The organism is Micromonospora trifolii, from assembly GCF_050516465.1.
Classification (GTDB): Bacteria; Actinomycetota; Actinomycetes; order Mycobacteriales; family Micromonosporaceae; genus Micromonospora; species Micromonospora trifolii.
In genome coordinates this window covers 1,595,620-1,609,976 of sequence record NZ_CP191526.1, presented here as the reverse complement: position 1 = coordinate 1,609,976, position 14,357 = coordinate 1,595,620, and the positions used below count along the sequence as shown (strand labels likewise).

Annotated in this window: 14 protein-coding genes; 4 read left to right on the top strand and 10 right to left on the bottom strand. The window is 71.7% G+C overall.

From position 1 onward, the window contains the following. Window positions 1–58: 58 nt before the first annotated feature. Genes ACQRWP_RS07315 through ACQRWP_RS07295 form a run of 5 tightly spaced genes read right to left on the bottom strand, consistent with a single transcriptional unit; the run spans window position 59 to window position 4,864 of the window. Window positions 59–1,144 (bottom strand): hypothetical protein, encoded by a 1,086-nt coding sequence (locus tag ACQRWP_RS07315; protein WP_430501383.1) that lies wholly within the window; start codon window positions 1,142–1,144, stop codon window positions 59–61. 56 nt (window positions 1,145–1,200) lie between these two features. Further along, window positions 1,201–1,644 (bottom strand): OsmC family protein, encoded by a 444-nt coding sequence (locus tag ACQRWP_RS07310; protein ID WP_430501382.1) that lies wholly within the window; start codon window positions 1,642–1,644, stop codon window positions 1,201–1,203. Between the two features lie 25 nt (window positions 1,645–1,669). After that, the gene (locus ACQRWP_RS07305; RefSeq protein WP_430501381.1) at window positions 1,670–3,409 is read right to left on the bottom strand and encodes a multicopper oxidase family protein; all 1,740 of its coding nucleotides are present in this window, start codon (window positions 3,407–3,409) and stop codon (window positions 1,670–1,672) included. Then, window positions 3,406–3,858 (bottom strand): DUF6220 domain-containing protein, encoded by a 453-nt coding sequence (locus ACQRWP_RS07300; protein WP_430501380.1) that lies wholly within the window; start codon window positions 3,856–3,858, stop codon window positions 3,406–3,408. The genes ACQRWP_RS07305 and ACQRWP_RS07300 overlap by 4 nt, the downstream gene beginning before the upstream one ends. A 10-nt stretch (window positions 3,859–3,868) precedes the next feature. Further along, a complete protein-coding gene (locus ACQRWP_RS07295) occupies window positions 3,869–4,864 on the bottom strand; it encodes a carboxymuconolactone decarboxylase family protein (RefSeq protein WP_430501379.1) in 996 nt (331 codons plus the stop codon). Between the two features lie 144 nt (window positions 4,865–5,008). Here ACQRWP_RS07295 and ACQRWP_RS07290 point away from each other — a divergent pair, with 144 nt between their 5' ends. The 3 genes from ACQRWP_RS07290 to ACQRWP_RS07280 all read left to right on the top strand — a co-directional run bounded on the left by ACQRWP_RS07290 (window position 5,009) and on the right by ACQRWP_RS07280 (window position 7,648). Next, window positions 5,009–6,139: a sensor histidine kinase gene (locus ACQRWP_RS07290; protein WP_430501378.1), complete on the top strand. Its 1,131-nt coding sequence runs from the start codon at window positions 5,009–5,011 to the stop codon at window positions 6,137–6,139. A gap of 25 nt (window positions 6,140–6,164) precedes the next feature. Beyond that, entirely contained in the window at window positions 6,165–6,827 is a 663-nt protein-coding gene (locus ACQRWP_RS07285; RefSeq protein ID WP_430501377.1) for a response regulator, read from the top strand. Between the two features lie 107 nt (window positions 6,828–6,934). Beyond that, window positions 6,935–7,648: a hypothetical protein gene (locus ACQRWP_RS07280; protein ID WP_430501376.1), complete on the top strand. Its 714-nt coding sequence runs from the start codon at window positions 6,935–6,937 to the stop codon at window positions 7,646–7,648. A gap of 15 nt (window positions 7,649–7,663) precedes the next feature. On the opposite strand, the gene ACQRWP_RS07275 is transcribed toward ACQRWP_RS07280, so the two are convergent. Continuing rightward, window positions 7,664–8,431 (bottom strand): class I SAM-dependent methyltransferase, encoded by a 768-nt coding sequence (locus tag ACQRWP_RS07275; protein ID WP_430501375.1) that lies wholly within the window; start codon window positions 8,429–8,431, stop codon window positions 7,664–7,666. 132 nt (window positions 8,432–8,563) lie between these two features. On the opposite strand from ACQRWP_RS07275, the gene ACQRWP_RS07270 reads away from it, so the two are divergent. Then, on the top strand, window positions 8,564–10,096 hold the full coding sequence (locus ACQRWP_RS07270) for a gluconokinase (protein ID WP_430501374.1): 1,533 nt from the start codon (window positions 8,564–8,566) through the stop codon (window positions 10,094–10,096). Here ACQRWP_RS07270 and ACQRWP_RS07265 read toward each other — a convergent pair. The 4 genes from ACQRWP_RS07265 to ACQRWP_RS07250 are packed head-to-tail and all read right to left on the bottom strand — an operon-like array spanning window position 10,074 to window position 14,189. After that, the gene (locus ACQRWP_RS07265) at window positions 10,074–10,964 is read right to left on the bottom strand and encodes an ABC transporter permease (RefSeq protein ID WP_203116155.1); all 891 of its coding nucleotides are present in this window, start codon (window positions 10,962–10,964) and stop codon (window positions 10,074–10,076) included. The two genes, ACQRWP_RS07270 and ACQRWP_RS07265, sit on opposite strands and share 23 nt — an antisense overlap. Further along, the gene (locus ACQRWP_RS07260) at window positions 10,964–11,863 is read right to left on the bottom strand and encodes an ABC transporter permease (protein ID WP_430501373.1); all 900 of its coding nucleotides are present in this window, start codon (window positions 11,861–11,863) and stop codon (window positions 10,964–10,966) included. The genes ACQRWP_RS07265 and ACQRWP_RS07260 overlap by 1 nt, the downstream gene beginning before the upstream one ends. Next, window positions 11,860–12,972 (bottom strand): ABC transporter ATP-binding protein, encoded by a 1,113-nt coding sequence (locus tag ACQRWP_RS07255; protein ID WP_430501372.1) that lies wholly within the window; start codon window positions 12,970–12,972, stop codon window positions 11,860–11,862. Before ACQRWP_RS07255 ends, ACQRWP_RS07260 begins: the two co-directional genes overlap by 4 nt. Beyond that, window positions 12,969–14,189, bottom strand: a complete 1,221-nt coding sequence (locus tag ACQRWP_RS07250) for an ABC transporter substrate-binding protein (protein ID WP_430501371.1) — start codon at window positions 14,187–14,189, stop codon at window positions 12,969–12,971. Before ACQRWP_RS07250 ends, ACQRWP_RS07255 begins: the two co-directional genes overlap by 4 nt. Between the last annotated feature and the right edge of the window lie 168 nt (window positions 14,190–14,357).

Genomic DNA, 14,357 nt, shown 5'->3' with positions numbered 1-14,357 from the left:
TCTCTTGTTCTCACCTACGTCGACTGGCCCGGTGTGACTGGCCGGGCGGCGCCCCTTCTCAGACGATGGTGAGGGTGAGGACACCGAACTGGCCGCTCCGCTGCACGTAGTGCGGCAGGTAGAACTTCCACGTCACGGTCAGCTCGCGCCCGGCCCGCATCGAGGCCGGCACCTCGGCGACCATCTCGAACACGGCGCTGCCTCCGGCGGGGATCTGCGGGAGCGCGCGGCAGTTCAGCCGGTACAGCTGGGCCGAGTTCACCGCGTCGTTTGTCGCGTCGCCGAGAGAGAACCGTTCCACCAGGTAGCCCGGGCAGGGGTCCAGCGCGAGGGGGCCGTCGGTCGGGTTGCCCAGCGTCACCCGGAAGGTGAGCCGCGACCCGGCGACGGCGGTCGTTGGCCCCTGAACAGCGACGGTGAGCTTTTCGAGCGGCGAGGACGGGGGCTTCGACACCGTCACCGGCTCGGTGAACCCGCTCGCGGACAGCGTCCCCCGCGTGCGGGGGTGGACCCCCTCCCCCTGCGGACAGCCCGGACGTTCGTCGGCGGTGACCGGTGCGCGCAACCTGCCGCCGTCGTGTGGCAGCTCGATCGCGAGCTCCAACGACCCCTTCACGGGCTGACAGAACGGCCCGGACCAGTCCAGCCGCAGGCTGGCGTTGCCGCCGGCCGGCACGGCGACCACCCGGGTGCGGCCCTCCTCGTCGATGCCGTGGGTGTAGAGCATCGGGATCTCGCGGCCGCCGGCGAGCATGGTCGTGGGCACCTCGCCCTGAAGGGTGCACTCGACCGTCGACGAGTTCCGCACGTCCACCTCGCCGATGAGCTTGCCGATGGCGGCGTCGAAGCCCCGGGACGTCTCACCGCCGGTGCCGGGCCGCGTCCAGGTGGTCAGCCGGCCGGTCAGCTGCTCCGCCCGGCACGGTTCACTGCCGGTGGCCGGCTTTCTCGGCGCGGCAGGGCGCCCGTTGAGGTCCTCGCCGGTGATCTTCAGGTCGGCCCAGGGCACGCTGCCGTCGGCGAGCAGCTCGGTGGGCGCCGCCTCCGCGCCCGTCGGGTCCGAGCGACCCGGCTGGGCGTTCGGGTCGGCGCACGCCACCGCCAGGGTGAGGACGATCAGCAGTGGCACCAGTAGTCGACGCATGCGTCACCCTCACACGAACGAACCGCACGGACCTGAGTAGCCGTGCTCAGCGACGATCAGTCTCCGGTGGGCCCGGGGCCCTCGGCGATCGCGACGGGAGTGCCGAGCTCGACGGTACGGGAGACGGTGCACAACCGATCGTGCGACTGCTGCAACGACCGGGGCAGCGCGGCACGGGCCGCGTCGCCCTCCGCGCCCTCCGGGAACGTCACGGTGAACTCGACCCGCAGGTTGCGCATCCGGTTTCCGCCGGCCTCGTCCCGGATCTTGTCACCGGTGACGGCGACGGCGAACTCGGTCGGCTCGGCACGACGGCTGGTGATGTGGTCCACGTCCACCGCGGTGCAGCCGCCGATGGCGGCCAGCAGCAACTCCACCGGTGTGAAACTGCCGTCCTCGCCCGTGCCCAACGACACCGACCCGCCCCGGGAGTTCCGCACGACGTAGTTGCCCAGGCTGGTGCGCTCGATCGCCACCGAACGGAAGGTGTCCTCAGTCATGACAGAAAACTACAGGCCTCCGCGATCACGAGTACATGAGATGCAGCGTCATCCCGGCATCGGCGTGCGCCAGGTTGTGGCAGTGATTGGCCCACATTCCCGGGTTGTCGGCCCGGAACGCCACCTCCCACACCTCGCCCGGACGGACGTCGAACGAGTCCAGCCACAACGGGCTTCCGGCCACCGGCTCTCCATCGCGGGCCAGCACCAGGACGTGGTGGCCGTGCAGGTGCCACGGGTGCACGATCTGCGACCGGTTGACGATCGTGAACCGCACGACGTCGCCCAGGCGTACGACCTGCGGTGGGATGTCCGGGTCGGCCGCGCCGTTGACGGTGTGGGCGTACCGCGGTAGCAGTTTGCGCAGGTCGAGGCCGCGATCGAGGACGAGGGTGAGCGTCTTGTCGAAGCGGGACCAGGGCACCGGAGCGGTCGCGCCGTAGCCGAGCGGATCGAGCACCGGCCAGGCGCCGGTCGCCGTCGACACCGGGCCGGTCGAATAGACGGCCCGTCCGTCGACGAACAGCGCCACCGGGGTCGCCGGCCCGTCGAAGACCAGGTCGTAGCGGCCGCCGGCCGGGATCAGCACGGCCGTGTCCACCAGCGGCGTCGGGCCCCGCAGGTCGACGCCGTCGATCGCGGCCACCCGGAACGCGGTCCCGGCGAGGGCGTACCGGTGCGTCGTGCTGTCGGTGTTGATCAGCCGCAATCGCACCGGCACGCCGGCCTCGACCTGCTCCACTCTCGGCGCGGGCAACGGACGGCCCGCCAGGCTGTGCACCGGCACTGTGACGTCGAGCCCGGTCACCGGGCCCGGTCGCACCACCAGCACCCCGTAGAGACCCATCCGCACGCCGACATCGGAGGCCGAGTGCGTGTGGTACCAGTACGTTCCGGCCTGATCGGCGCGGAACCGGTAGACGAACTCCTGCCCGGGCCGCACCGCCGCCTGCGTCACCCCGGGTACCCCGTCCTGGTCGTTCGGCACGTCGTACCCGTGCCAGTGCACTGTGACACCGCGCCCGATGTCCCGGTTGCGCAGCGTCACCTCCAGGACGTCGCCGACGGTGGCGGTCAACTCCGGTCCGGGGACCTGCCCGTTGAACGCCCAGGCCGCGACGTTCCGGCCGCCCGCGTCCACCGTGGCGGTCCCGGCGGTCAGGGTGAACCGCCGGGTGGGTTCGTCGGCGATCCGGGCCGCCGAAGAACCATGACCATGCGGTACGGCGGGCGCGGCGCCCGGGGCGACGGTCAGCCCGGTTCCGGTCAGCAGCGCCGCGACCGCCACCACGAGGGCCACCCGGGACACCCTCCGGGACGGGCGCGCACCGAGCGCACGTCCCGAGATCACCGTCGCCGCCACGACCCCGGCGACCGCGAGCAGCCCCGCCCCGGCCGACGCCGGATAGCCGTGCAGGATGGTCACGAGCAGGGCGCTGCTCGTGGCGTACCCGGCGAAGAGCAGCGGAAGCGCGACGGCCCGGATGTCGCCCGGGGCCCGCAGCAACCGCGGACCGGCGACGCCCACCGCCGCGAGCGACAGCGGGCCCGCGATCAAGATCTTCTCCGCGGCGAACCACCAGCCGGCGCGGGCGAGGGCGGTGATCGTGATCGCGCGGGCGAGCGTGGCGAGCAGTGCGACGGCCGCCAGTCCCAGTGCGAGCGGGCGGCGGCGGGCGGCGGACGCGGCGCCACCCCCCAGCCAGGCGGCGGTCGCGAGGACCGCGATCACGAGGTCGGCCACGAGCAGCGACCCGGTGGTCATGCCGGCTCTCCTTCCCGGGTGACCAGCCGAGCCGCGCCGGCGGGAACCGGGACGGCCAGCTTCCGCGCCGCCCGATGGACGCCGACCACGACGTGCACCGCGATGATTCCGTTGAGCGCGTGCAATCCACCGATGGTCAGGCCGAGCGGGGTGCTGACACCCGACGCGTCAGTGGACGCCTCGGCCAGCATGGCGATGAGCGGCTGGAGGAGGACGAGGCCGATCGGCAGGATCGCCAGTCCGATGAGCCTTCCCGGCGCCTTCGCCAGCGCGGCGAACAGGGCGGTGAGCACTGTGAGAATCGGGATGACCGCCATGCCGTTGACGCTGTGCAGCGCGTACGCGTCCTCGCCGGTGGGTCTGGTGAACCCGCCCACGGCGGCGAGGACGAACTGCACGGCGAACGCGACGAGCAGCAGGGCGCTGGTGATGACGAATGCCTTGCGCATGGGTTACCTCCTAGAGGTGCGCCGAGGCGAGGGCCTGGGCGACGTGATCGGTGGCCGTGATCGCCCCGTACGCGACCAACCGCACGAGGTCGGCGTCGGCGGGGTGGGAGAGCCGCCAGAGTGCGACGTCGCCCGGGCTGATCGCGCTGGGAGCGAACGCCGCCAGCAACGCGATCCGCGTCCCGATGCGGTCCGTGCCCGGCACGTCCCGGACCAGGTCGACGGCCCAGTCCGCGGGCCGGGCCGGGAACCGCCCGTCCTCCCAGCGCACGGTGGCCGTGACGGTCTGGCGCGCCACGTCGCCCAGCAGGTCTTCCCCACCCCGGGTGGCGGCGTTCCGCAACGACGCGTAGGCGACGCCCACCGGGCTGTCCCCCGCCCAGGCGGGAGGTGATGCGGTCGCGTCGGCGTCGAGGAGCGGGAGGCTTCGGCCGGGCTCCTTCGGCTCCCGGGCCGCCTTGGCGTAGAGCCGGCCCCCGACCGAGCGCACCAGTGGGGAGCGTTGCAGGCCGCCGGGGAGCAGATCGGGGTCGAGCAACGCGGAGACGACCCGGTTGATGAAGTGGAAGGCGAGCAGGGTGCCGGTGATCTCCGGGCGGTACGGGCTGGTCCAGTCGGCGGCTCCGGGGCTGCGGCTCGCCTGCGCCCAGCGGACGAGCTGGGCGTGCCTCGGCTCGGGGGGCGTCTCGCCCCGGGCGACGGCCTCGGCCAGCTTCGGTGCGCCCAGCGCGTGCAGCAGCAGCACGTGGGCGTCGACGCAGAACTGACAGTGGTTGGCCCGGGACACCGCGGCCGCGACGAGTTCGCGGTCGACCCGGGGCGCGTCCCCGGCGAGCAGCGCCTCCCGCATCAGGGCCCAGGTCGCGGCCAGCACGTCCGGCACGGCCGAGAGCGCCTGGAAGGTCGGCAACGGGCCGAGAAAGTCGTCGCGCGACTGTTGGTAGACGGCCGCGGTGCGGCCGGTGGCCGCCCTCGTCGGCGTGGGGGTGAAGAAGCGGTATGTCATGGGCTCGATGCTTGCGGCGGCGGCCTGGGAAAACGTCGTGCCGCCGCAGACACTTGTCCCGCCGCTCATACCGCATCCGTGGTACGCCGCGGCTACCACGCGCGCGGGATGCTCCACCGACGACGGCCGTTCTACAGTGCGACCATGCGCCGCGACCTCCCGTACGCCCTCGGCGGTCTCGCCCTCGGTGTCCTCCTGCTCGGCAACGCCGTGCTCACCCCGGACGCCGCGACGGTCGAGGTGCTCGACGTCGCCCTGGTCCTCGCCACGGTGGTGGCCCTGGCGGCGTGCCGGCGCTACCCGGTGGTGGCGCTGGGCGTGGTCACCGTCGCCATGCTGGCCGTTCACGTCCGGGTGCACCCCGGGGTGTCGGCCGCGTTCCCCGTGCTCTGCGCGGTCTACGTCAGCGCCTGGCAGGGACACCGGTCGGCCGCCGCCGTGGCCAGCCTCGCCTTCCTCGGTAGCTTCCTGGCCCGCGACATCTCGATGGCGCCGGCCGGCCGACCCGGCCAGCTGGTCGCCGAGCGGACGGCCCTGCTGCTCGGCTGGTTCGTGGCGGCCAACGTCGCCGGGCTCGTCGCGCGGCAGCGCCGGGCGTACCTGGAGCAGGTCGAGCAGCGGGCGATCGAGGCCGAACGCACCCGCGAGGAGATGGCGTTGCGGCGCGCCGGGGAGGAGCGCCTGCGCATCGCCCGCGACCTGCACGACTCCCTGACCCACAGCATCTCGGTGATCAAGGTGCAGGCGGGGATCGCCGTGCACCTGGCCCGCAAACACGGCGAGGAGCCGTCGGCCACGCTGCTGGCGATCCAGGAGGCCAGCGGCGCCGCGATGCGGGAACTCCGCACGACCCTCGACGTCCTCCGCGCACCCACCGACGGCGATCGAATCGGGCTGGCCCGAGTGGACGAGCTGGCCGAGCGGACCCGGGCGGTCGGCGTACCGGTGCAGGTGACCGTCACCGGCCAGCGCTGGGACCTGCCCGACGAGGTCGACCAGGCCGGGTTCCGGGTCATCCAGGAGGCGCTCACCAACGTGGCCCGCCACGCCGGCCCCGCGACCGCGCACATCCAGGTCGAGTACGCCCCGGCGGAGCTGACCGTCGCGGTCACCGACGACGGTCAGGCGTCACCGGCCGAGCCGTTGACCCCGGGCGTGGGCCTGCGCGGCATGCGGGAACGGGTCAGCGCCCTGGGCGGCACGCTGCGGACCGCCGCGCACGACGACCACGGGTTCACCGTACGGGCCACCTTCCCGCTGGACGGCCCGCGATGACCGTCCGCTGCCCGGAGGAGCCGGGATGATCCGGGTGCTGCTCGCCGACGACCAGGCGCTGATGCGAGCCGGCTTCCGGGCACTGCTCGACGCCGAGGACCACCTGGAGGTCGTCGGCGAGGCGACCGACGGCACCTCGGCCGTCCACCTGTCGCGGTGTCTGCGCCCGGACGTCGTCCTGATGGACGTGCAGATGCCCGGCCTCGACGGCATCGAGGCCACCCGGCGCATCGCCGCTGATCCCGACCTCGCCGCGATCCGCGTTCTCATCCTCACCAACTACGGTCTCGACTCCTATGTGTTCGCCGCCCTCCGGGCGGGCGCCAGTGGCTTCCTCCTCAAGGACGCCGACCCCGCCGACCTGCTGCACGCCGTCACCGTCGTCGCGCGCGGTGACGCGCTGCTCGCGCCGACCGTCACCCGCACACTGATCAGTGAGTTCGTGGCCGGCCCACCGCCGGCCGTGCCGATGGCCGGACGCGACGTGCTGACCGCCCGGGAGCAGGAGATCGTCGAGTTGGTCGCCCGCGGGCTGACCAACGACGAGATCGCCGCGCGCATGGTGATCAGCCCGCTGACCGCCAAGACACACGTCAACCGGGCGATGACGAAGCTGCACTGCCGCGACCGGGCCCAGTTGGTCGTGTGGGCGTACGAGTCGGGGCTGATCACGCCGCGTCGGCGGTGATCGCCGTCTCCGAGAGCGGAATCGATCAGCCCCCCTTGGGAACACGAGGGAGGGTCGACGCACTAGCATTGCCGCCGTCCGCGACGGCTCTGCTGAATCGAGGCGACATGCGTTGGCTCCGTCGATTGCTGGGCGGTAGGCGAATCCAGCTCGACCCGGGACGCCAGCAGGCGCTGCTGCACGACGTCCAGTCCCGGTACGGCCCCCACGCGCGGATCCGGTTCAACGAGCAGGTCGAGGCGCTCACCGGTTCGCTCGACAGTGACGACGGCCTGGTGGTGGCGACCCGGATCGTGAGTCAGGTCGCCGATGAGGCCCACGTGGACCTTCAGGCCCAGGCCCAGGAGATCCACCGACGGACGGGCCGTCGACTGCTCGTGCACCGCCGTAACTACCGGCCGCTGTGGAAGGAGGCGGGCCCGGCCCTGCGCTGGCCGCTGTTCGCGTTGCCGTGTGGCTTCCACCCGTACGCGCAGGTGGCCGCCGCTGTCACGGTGCTCGGCAGCCGGGCGCGCCGCCTCGACCGGGTGACCGACCCGAACCCGCTGGTGACCCGCGTGTTCGAGGTGCTCGACCTGACCACGTCGGGCTGGGAGTACGGCCGGGTGCGGGTGGACACCGACGCCGCCGCGCTGGCCGATCGACTGATCTCCAGTGCCGGGCAGGTCCTCGCGGCCATGGACGACCCACCGCGACTACCGCCCGCGGTCCGGGAGCTGATGCGGCGCAACAACACCGTGGCCGTGCACGACCCGACCGGCCCTCGGGCGGTGGGCGGGATCAACCTGGGCGCGCGGATGCGGGAGGAGTTCCTGGTCTGACCACCCGCGCCGGCGCTACTGCTCGAGGCGTCGACGCGCGAGATGCACGATGATGTCGGCGGAGAGCTCGACCGTCGCGGGCAGGACCTGCCCGATCTGGCTGAAGACCTGTTCCTGCTTCGAGCTCGGCAGCTCGAGATACGCCGAGATCGTCGACAGATGCCCGATGTAGTCGCGCGCACTCATCGTCAGTCGACGCTCGATCACGGTCTGCCGCACATCGGTGAACCATTCGGACCGTTGGAGCTCGGTGCCCGGCCACTGCATGGCCTGTCCCGGGGGCGTGCCATCGGGGGATGGAATCTCGTCGGTCTCCAGGAAGGGCGCCCGGGCGGCGCGGACAGCGTCCGCCACCGCCGGGTCGACCAGCTGGGTTGGTCCACCGAACGAGGCGAACACGCCGCCCGGTTCCAGCAGCGTGGCCATCCGCGACCATCGGCCCTCCGGTGTCGTCCAGTGCAGAGCCGCTGCCGCGTAGACCAGGTGGTACCTCGCGACCGGCCGCAGGTCCTCGAATGCGGCCCGCACGGTCCGGACGCCTGCTGGCACGTGCTTACGCAGCTCGGCGAGCATGGCCTCGTCCGGCTCGGTCGCGGTGACCGTGACGTCCCGTCCGGTGAACAGCCGGGTCGCCTTGCCCGTGCCGGCGCCGATCTCCAGCGCCGTCCGAATCGGCCGATCCGCGTACGCCAGCACCAGGTCGACAAGCTCGGCGGGGTAGCCCGGTCGGTACCGTTCGTATCGTTGCGCCACCATCCCGAAGCTCAGTGCGCGCGCTGGCATGCCGATGATCCTGTCACGACTCGCGTCGGCGATGCCCGGTCTTCCACGCAAAGGGGTCGGCTACGCGCCGCCGTGACGACAACTGCGCGCAACCGCTTGCCGGCCCGCAGACCACCGCTCGACCATGTGCGGATGGGGCCGGAGCGTCGGGTGATCATCGGAGTCGACGTGGGCACCAGGGCCGTGCGGGCTGCCGCGTTCGCGTTGGACGGCACCGCCCGACACGTCGCGACGCGGGAGTACCCACTGCTTGAGCCGATGCCCGGCTGGCAGGTGCAGGAGCCGGACGTGCTGATGGCGGCCACCCTGGCGGCGACGTCCGCGTGTGTGGCCGGCACCGCCGGGGCGGAGGTGGTCGCCCTCGCGCTGAGTTCCGCCAGGTACGGCCTGATCGGGCTGGACGCGGCCATGACGCCGGTGACGCCGCTGCTGACCCGAGGCGACACGCGGTCGTCGGAGGCGGCCCGTGAGTTGCGGTCGTCCGGCCAGAGCCGGGAGCTGCACCGGTTGACGGGCACTCCCGTGCACCCGATGAACCCGCTCTGCAAGCTCCTGTGGTTCGCCCGCCACGAGCCGTACCTCTGCACCTCGACGCGGTGGTGGATCGGCCTCAAGGACTATGTGGTCCATCGGCTCACCGGGATGTTGGTGACCGAGTTGTCCTCGGCCTCCGGCACCGGGATGTTCGACGTGCACCGGCGGGGCTGGAGTCCCGCCGTACTCGATCTCGCCGGGGTGTCCGAGAGTCAGCTGCCCCCGGTGCTGCCCACGACGGCGGTGTTGCGGTTGTCGCCGACGGCCGGGCGCGCGGTGGGCCTGCCCTCCGGCACACCGGTCGTCGTCGGCGCGGGAGACGGTCCGTTGCGGAGTCTGGGCGCGGCGGCGATCGACCCCGCCGTCGGTGGCCTGACGCTCGGGGCCACCGGGGCCCTGCGGACGGTCGTCGAGGCACCCCTCACCGACCCGGTCGACACGTTCTCCTGCGCTGCGTTGACCGACGACGCGTGGGTTGTCGGCAGCGCGGTCAGCAACGGCGGCAACGTCGTACGGTGGGCGGGACGTGTCCTCGGTGACGACCGTGCCGCGCCCGCGCTCCTGGATCTCGCCGAGCGGATCGCACCGGGCAGCGACGGTCTCGTGATGCTGCCCTTTCTGCGGGCCGACGAGGCCCCGCCGCAGGGCTGTGCCCCGCCGGGCGCGTTCCTGGGACTGCGCAGCGAACACTCGCGCGGCCATCTTGTCCGGGCCGCCGTGGAGGGCGTCTGCCTGCAACTCGGTGGTGTCCGTGACCGTCTGGCCGAGCTGACGCCGATCGGCAGCATCCGCCTGACCGGCGGCGCCTTCCGGTCTCCGCTGTGGCGCGAGGTGATGGCGGCGGTCCTGGACTGCCCGGTCCGCGTCGCGGGTTTCGCCGACCACGTCACCCTCGGCGCGGCGGCGCTCGGGCTCTTCGCGATCGGCCACACCTCCGATCTTCGGGAGGCGGTCACCCAGCTCGATTCCGGGGTCGTCGGCGGCGAGCCCGTAGCGGTCGACCCGGCTCTCGCCGCGGCCTATCGCGGTCTGCGGACGAGGCTGCCCGGTCTCCTCACCGTCGCGGGTCGCCTGGGTGAGATCCTCGACGACGCGGCCGGCGCCGGCCTCAGTGCTCCGGCTCGTCCTTGACCTGCGCCACCAGCTGGGTCGGGTTGACGTAGCGCAGCGCGACGACGAGCAGGACCAGCATCATCGAGGTGTAGATGACCGCCATGGCGTCGACCGACTGCTGAGCCCTGATCCCGGACGCGGACATCGAGTAGTAGAGCGCCACCACCAGGGTCTGCGAGTCCGGCCCCGCGGTCAGGAAGGTGAGTTCGAACATGCCCACGGTCCGGACCAGCACGAGGATCGCGGAGGCGAGGATGCCCGGCACGAGCAGCGGCGTGAGGACCCGGAGGAACACCGTGCGCAGGCCCGCGCCGCACATGCGCGCCGCGCTCTCGATCCGCGGGTCGATCTGCTCGATGAACGGGGTCATGGTCAGGATGACGAAGGGCACCGACGGCACGAGGTTGGCGAGCACCACCCCGGACATGTGCCCGGCCAGGCCGAATTTGTAGAGGACGGTCGCCAGCGGGATGCCGTAGGTGATCGGGGGCATCAGGATGGGCAGCAGGAACACGAGGAAGATCAGCCGTTTGCCCGGGAACGAGCGCCGCGCGAGGGCGTAGGCGGCCGGCACGCCGATCACCAGCGAGAGGCCCACGACGAGGACGGAGACCTCCAGTGTCACGACGATGACCTGAAGGAGCGCGAACTCGTCCCAGGCCCTGGCGTACCAGTCGGTGGTGTAGCCGTCCGGGAGCCAGGTGTCGAACCAGCGCTGGCCGAACGAGCTGACCAGGACGGACGCCACGACGCCCAGCAGGTTGAGGAAGAAGAAGATGACGACGCCCCACACGATCCAGGCGGCCGGCCGCGCGGCGATGCGCCGCCGCCGGTCGGTGCTGGTGGCGGGGGGCCGCGCTGGTGGGGCCTGGGTCGTCGTTGCCATCAGCCCTTGCCTCCGGTGGAGCCGGTGTAGAAGCGGCTACGAGCGGCCAGCACCACCGCGATGATGACCAGCTCGACGAAGCCCATGATCATGGCGATCGCCGACGCGTACGGGTAGTCGTACTGCTCGTAGGCCGCCTGGTAGGCGGCGAGGGAGATGACCCGGGTCTCACCGGCCGGGTTGCCGACCAGAACCGCCGACGGGAACACGCTGAACGCCAGGACGAACGTCAGGCAGAAGGTCGTGGCGAGACCGGGCATCAGCAGCGGCAGGGTGATCCGGGTGAACCGACGACGCCAGTCCGCGCCCAGCGTCGCGGCCGCCCGTTCCAGGGTCGGATCGATGCCGGACAGGTACGACAGCACCAGCAGGAACGCGAACGGAAAGCCGGTGATCACCAGCGAGAAGAACACGCCCCAGTAGTTGTGGGTCAGCCGCACCGGCTCGTCGACGAGGTTGCTGGCCAACAGGATCCGGTTGAACCAGCCGGTCGGGCCGAGGAAGTTCAGCAACCCCTGCGCGGTGAGGACCGTGCCGAGCGTGATCGGCACGACCAGCAGCGTGGTGACCAGCCGCTTGCCCCGGAACCGGCCACGCATCCGGTACGCGATCGGCACCGCGGCGAGGACGTTCAGGAGCGCGGCGGGCAGCGCGATCCGCAGCGTGATCCAGATCGTGCCCCGCTCGTAGGAGTCGGAGAAGAACCGGGCGTAGTCGCTGAACGGCCCGCCGCTGGTCGGCTGGAACGAGAGCGTCAGTCCGTAGAAGAACGGGTAGAGGAACAGGGCGATGACGAACACCAGGGCCGGGACCAGCAACCAGAGCTGACGATCGACGCCCCGCTCGGCGAGACGGTGCCGCCAGTGCGCCAGTGGCCTCCCGGGCCCGGCGCCGCTCACCGCGTCGCCTCCGAGGCGTCCGGGAGGCGGTCGGGCTGCGCCGACGCGTCGGCGGGATAGACGAGCAGCCGCTGCGGGTCGACGGCGAGCTTGACCTGGTCGCCCGGCGCGATCCGCTGCTCGGTCCGCAGGTGCAGCAGCAGCCCGGTGTCGGTGCGGGCCTCGGCCGCCAACTCGCGGCCCTGGTACTCCACCACCTCGATCGTCGCCGACATGGCGTTGCGGGTCTCGCCAGGGCCGTCGACGCGGATGTCCTCGGGGCGTACCGCGACCACGACCTCGGCCCCGGTCTGGAGGCCCCCCACCACCTCGCCGAGCAGGCGATGGCCGGACGACTCGACGGTGGCCCGGGCGCCGTCGGACTGCTCCACCCGCCCCCGCCACAGGTTGCGGTAGCCCATGAAGTCGGCGACGTGCCAGTTCGCCGGCCGGGTGTGCAGCTCACGCGGCGAGCCGATCTGCTGCACCCGCCCCTCCCGCAGCACCACCAGCCGGTCGGCCAGGGAGAGCGCCTCCTCCTGGTCGTGGGTCACGTAGACGGTGGTGAGCCCCAGCGACTGGTGCAGCCGACGGATCTCGGTCCGCATCTCCAGGCGCAGCTTGGCGTCGAGGTTGCTCAACGGCTCGTCCATCAACACCAGGGACGGCTCGAACACGACGGCGCGGGCGATGGCGACGCGTTGCTGCTGGCCGCCCGAGAGTTGACCGGGCAGCTTGTCGACGTGGTCCTCCAGTCGCACCAGCCGCACCGCCTCCTCCGTACGCCGGCGCGTCTCCTCCTTGGGCAGCCGCCGCATCCGCAGCCCGAAGGCGATGTTCGCCCGGACCGTCAGGTGCGGAAAGAGGGCGTAGCTCTGGAACACCATGCCGAAGCCGCGCCGCTCCGGTGGCAGCGTGTCGATGCGGCGCTCGTCCTGCCAGATGCTTCCCGCCGTCAACGGCAGCAGCCCGGCCAGGCAGTTCAACGCCGTCGACTTGCCGCAGCCGGACGGGCCGAGCAGGGCGATGAACTCCCCCGCCTCGATCGTCAGGTCCAGCTCGGTGAGCGCGGCCTGGCCGCCGAACCGGCGGGACACCCCGTCCAGCCGCAGCTGGGTGAAGGCGCTCATCCCTGCTTGACCTTGCCGCCGCCGATCTCGCGGTCCCAGCGGCTGAACGCCGCCACCAGGCTCTTCGCGTCGAGCGGGACCTCAGTCGGGTTTCCGGCGATCAGCGCGTCGTACTCGGGGCGACCGAACTCCCGGATCGCGTCCTGGCTCTTCTGCGGCGCCGACGAGAGCTGGACCTCCTTGATCGCCGGGCCCGGGTAGAAGTAACCCTCGTCGTACGCCTTCGCCTGCTGCTCAGGGGTGAGCATGAACGCCAGCAGGGCCAGCACCGCGGCCTGGGTGTCGGTCGACACGCCCTTGGGCAGGACGGCGTAGTGCGCGTCGGTGACCCAGTGGAAGCCGTCGATCGGGGTGATCCTGGCCTCCTTGGGCACCGTGCCGAGCACCCGCGGGTTGATGTCCCAACCGGTCGTGCTGACGATCAGGTGCGCGGTGCCGTTGGCGAGGTTCTTCATCGTCTCGGTGGTGCCGGACGGGTAGTAGTCGACGTACTGGCCCAACTCCTTGAGGAAGGCCCACGTCTTGTCCCAGCCCGCGGTGGGGTCCTTCGGGTTCGAGTCGCCCAGGATGTAGGGCAGACCCATCAGGAACGTCCGGCCCGGGCCGGAGTTGGCCGGGCGGGCGTACTGGAATTTCCTGGGGTTGGCTCTGGCCCAGGCGAGCAGCGCGTCCGCGCTGGTGGGTGGCGTCGCCAGGCGGGACGGCAGATATTCGAGCAGCGGACCCGACGGGTAGTAGGTGACGGTGACGCCCGCGTTGCCGGCGAGCTTCTGCATCGCGGCGGCCGGCTCCAGGTAGTTACTCATGCCGCCGAGGCGGTCCTGGAACGTCGGCAACACGTCGATCCAGAGACCCTGCTCGATCCCGGCGGCCAGGCCGTCGACGCCGGTCAGCACGAGACCGATGTCCACCCGGTCCGCCCCCTGCTGGGCCTTGATCTTCCCGGCCAGCTCGGGCGCTGGCGCCTTCGAATAGGTCACCCGGGAGATCACGTCGGGGTTCTTCGAGACGAACTCGTCGATCATCCCCTGGGTCAGCTGGAGGTTGCCCGCCACGTCGAGGACGTTGAGCGTGACGGCCTTACCGGGCCGCTGTGGCACCTCGCCGGTGCTGTCGCCCTTGGAGTCGCCGGGGGCCTCGGGTGCCCCACACCCGACCGTGCCCACCAGGAGCGACGATGCCGTGACCAGGAGAGCGCCGCGCCGCGAGATACCCATGAGCCGTTCCCTCCGCCAGGTGTCATCCCCGCTGATTGAGACAGCCGGCCCGCCGCGGCGGCAACGGGTTGCCATGTATTGCCTCGCGCGAATGCGATCGGGCTGCTGGATTGTTGCGAGGGCATTGCCGAGTATTCACGGCCGCCATAGCATGATCACGGCGCTAGC

Bases quoted from the DNA above. Each gene is read 5' to 3' on its own strand.
- ACQRWP_RS07300 (WP_430501380.1), bottom strand. From the start codon at position 3,858: ATGCGCAAGGCATTCGTCATCACCAGCGCCCTGCTGCTCGTCGCGTTC.
- ACQRWP_RS07270 (WP_430501374.1), top strand. From the start codon at position 8,564: ATGGGGCCGGAGCGTCGGGTGATCATCGGAGTCGACGTGGGCACCAGG.
- ACQRWP_RS07310 (WP_430501382.1), bottom strand. From the start codon at position 1,644: ATGACTGAGGACACCTTCCGTTCGGTGGCGATCGAGCGCACCAGCCTG.
- ACQRWP_RS07290 (WP_430501378.1), top strand. From the start codon at position 5,009: ATGCGCCGCGACCTCCCGTACGCCCTCGGCGGTCTCGCCCTCGGTGTC.
- ACQRWP_RS07280 (WP_430501376.1), top strand. From the start codon at position 6,935: ATGCGTTGGCTCCGTCGATTGCTGGGCGGTAGGCGAATCCAGCTCGAC.
- ACQRWP_RS07315 (WP_430501383.1), bottom strand. From the start codon at position 1,144: ATGCGTCGACTACTGGTGCCACTGCTGATCGTCCTCACCCTGGCGGTG.
- ACQRWP_RS07250 (WP_430501371.1), bottom strand. From the start codon at position 14,189: ATGGGTATCTCGCGGCGCGGCGCTCTCCTGGTCACGGCATCGTCGCTC.
- ACQRWP_RS07285 (WP_430501377.1), top strand. From the start codon at position 6,165: ATGATCCGGGTGCTGCTCGCCGACGACCAGGCGCTGATGCGAGCCGGC.
- ACQRWP_RS07295 (WP_430501379.1), bottom strand. From the start codon at position 4,864: ATGACATACCGCTTCTTCACCCCCACGCCGACGAGGGCGGCCACCGGC.
- ACQRWP_RS07275 (WP_430501375.1), bottom strand. From the start codon at position 8,431: ATGCCAGCGCGCGCACTGAGCTTCGGGATGGTGGCGCAACGATACGAA.
- ACQRWP_RS07265 (WP_203116155.1), bottom strand. From the start codon at position 10,964: ATGGCAACGACGACCCAGGCCCCACCAGCGCGGCCCCCCGCCACCAGC.
- ACQRWP_RS07305 (WP_430501381.1), bottom strand. From the start codon at position 3,409: ATGACCACCGGGTCGCTGCTCGTGGCCGACCTCGTGATCGCGGTCCTC.
- ACQRWP_RS07255 (WP_430501372.1), bottom strand. From the start codon at position 12,972: ATGAGCGCCTTCACCCAGCTGCGGCTGGACGGGGTGTCCCGCCGGTTC.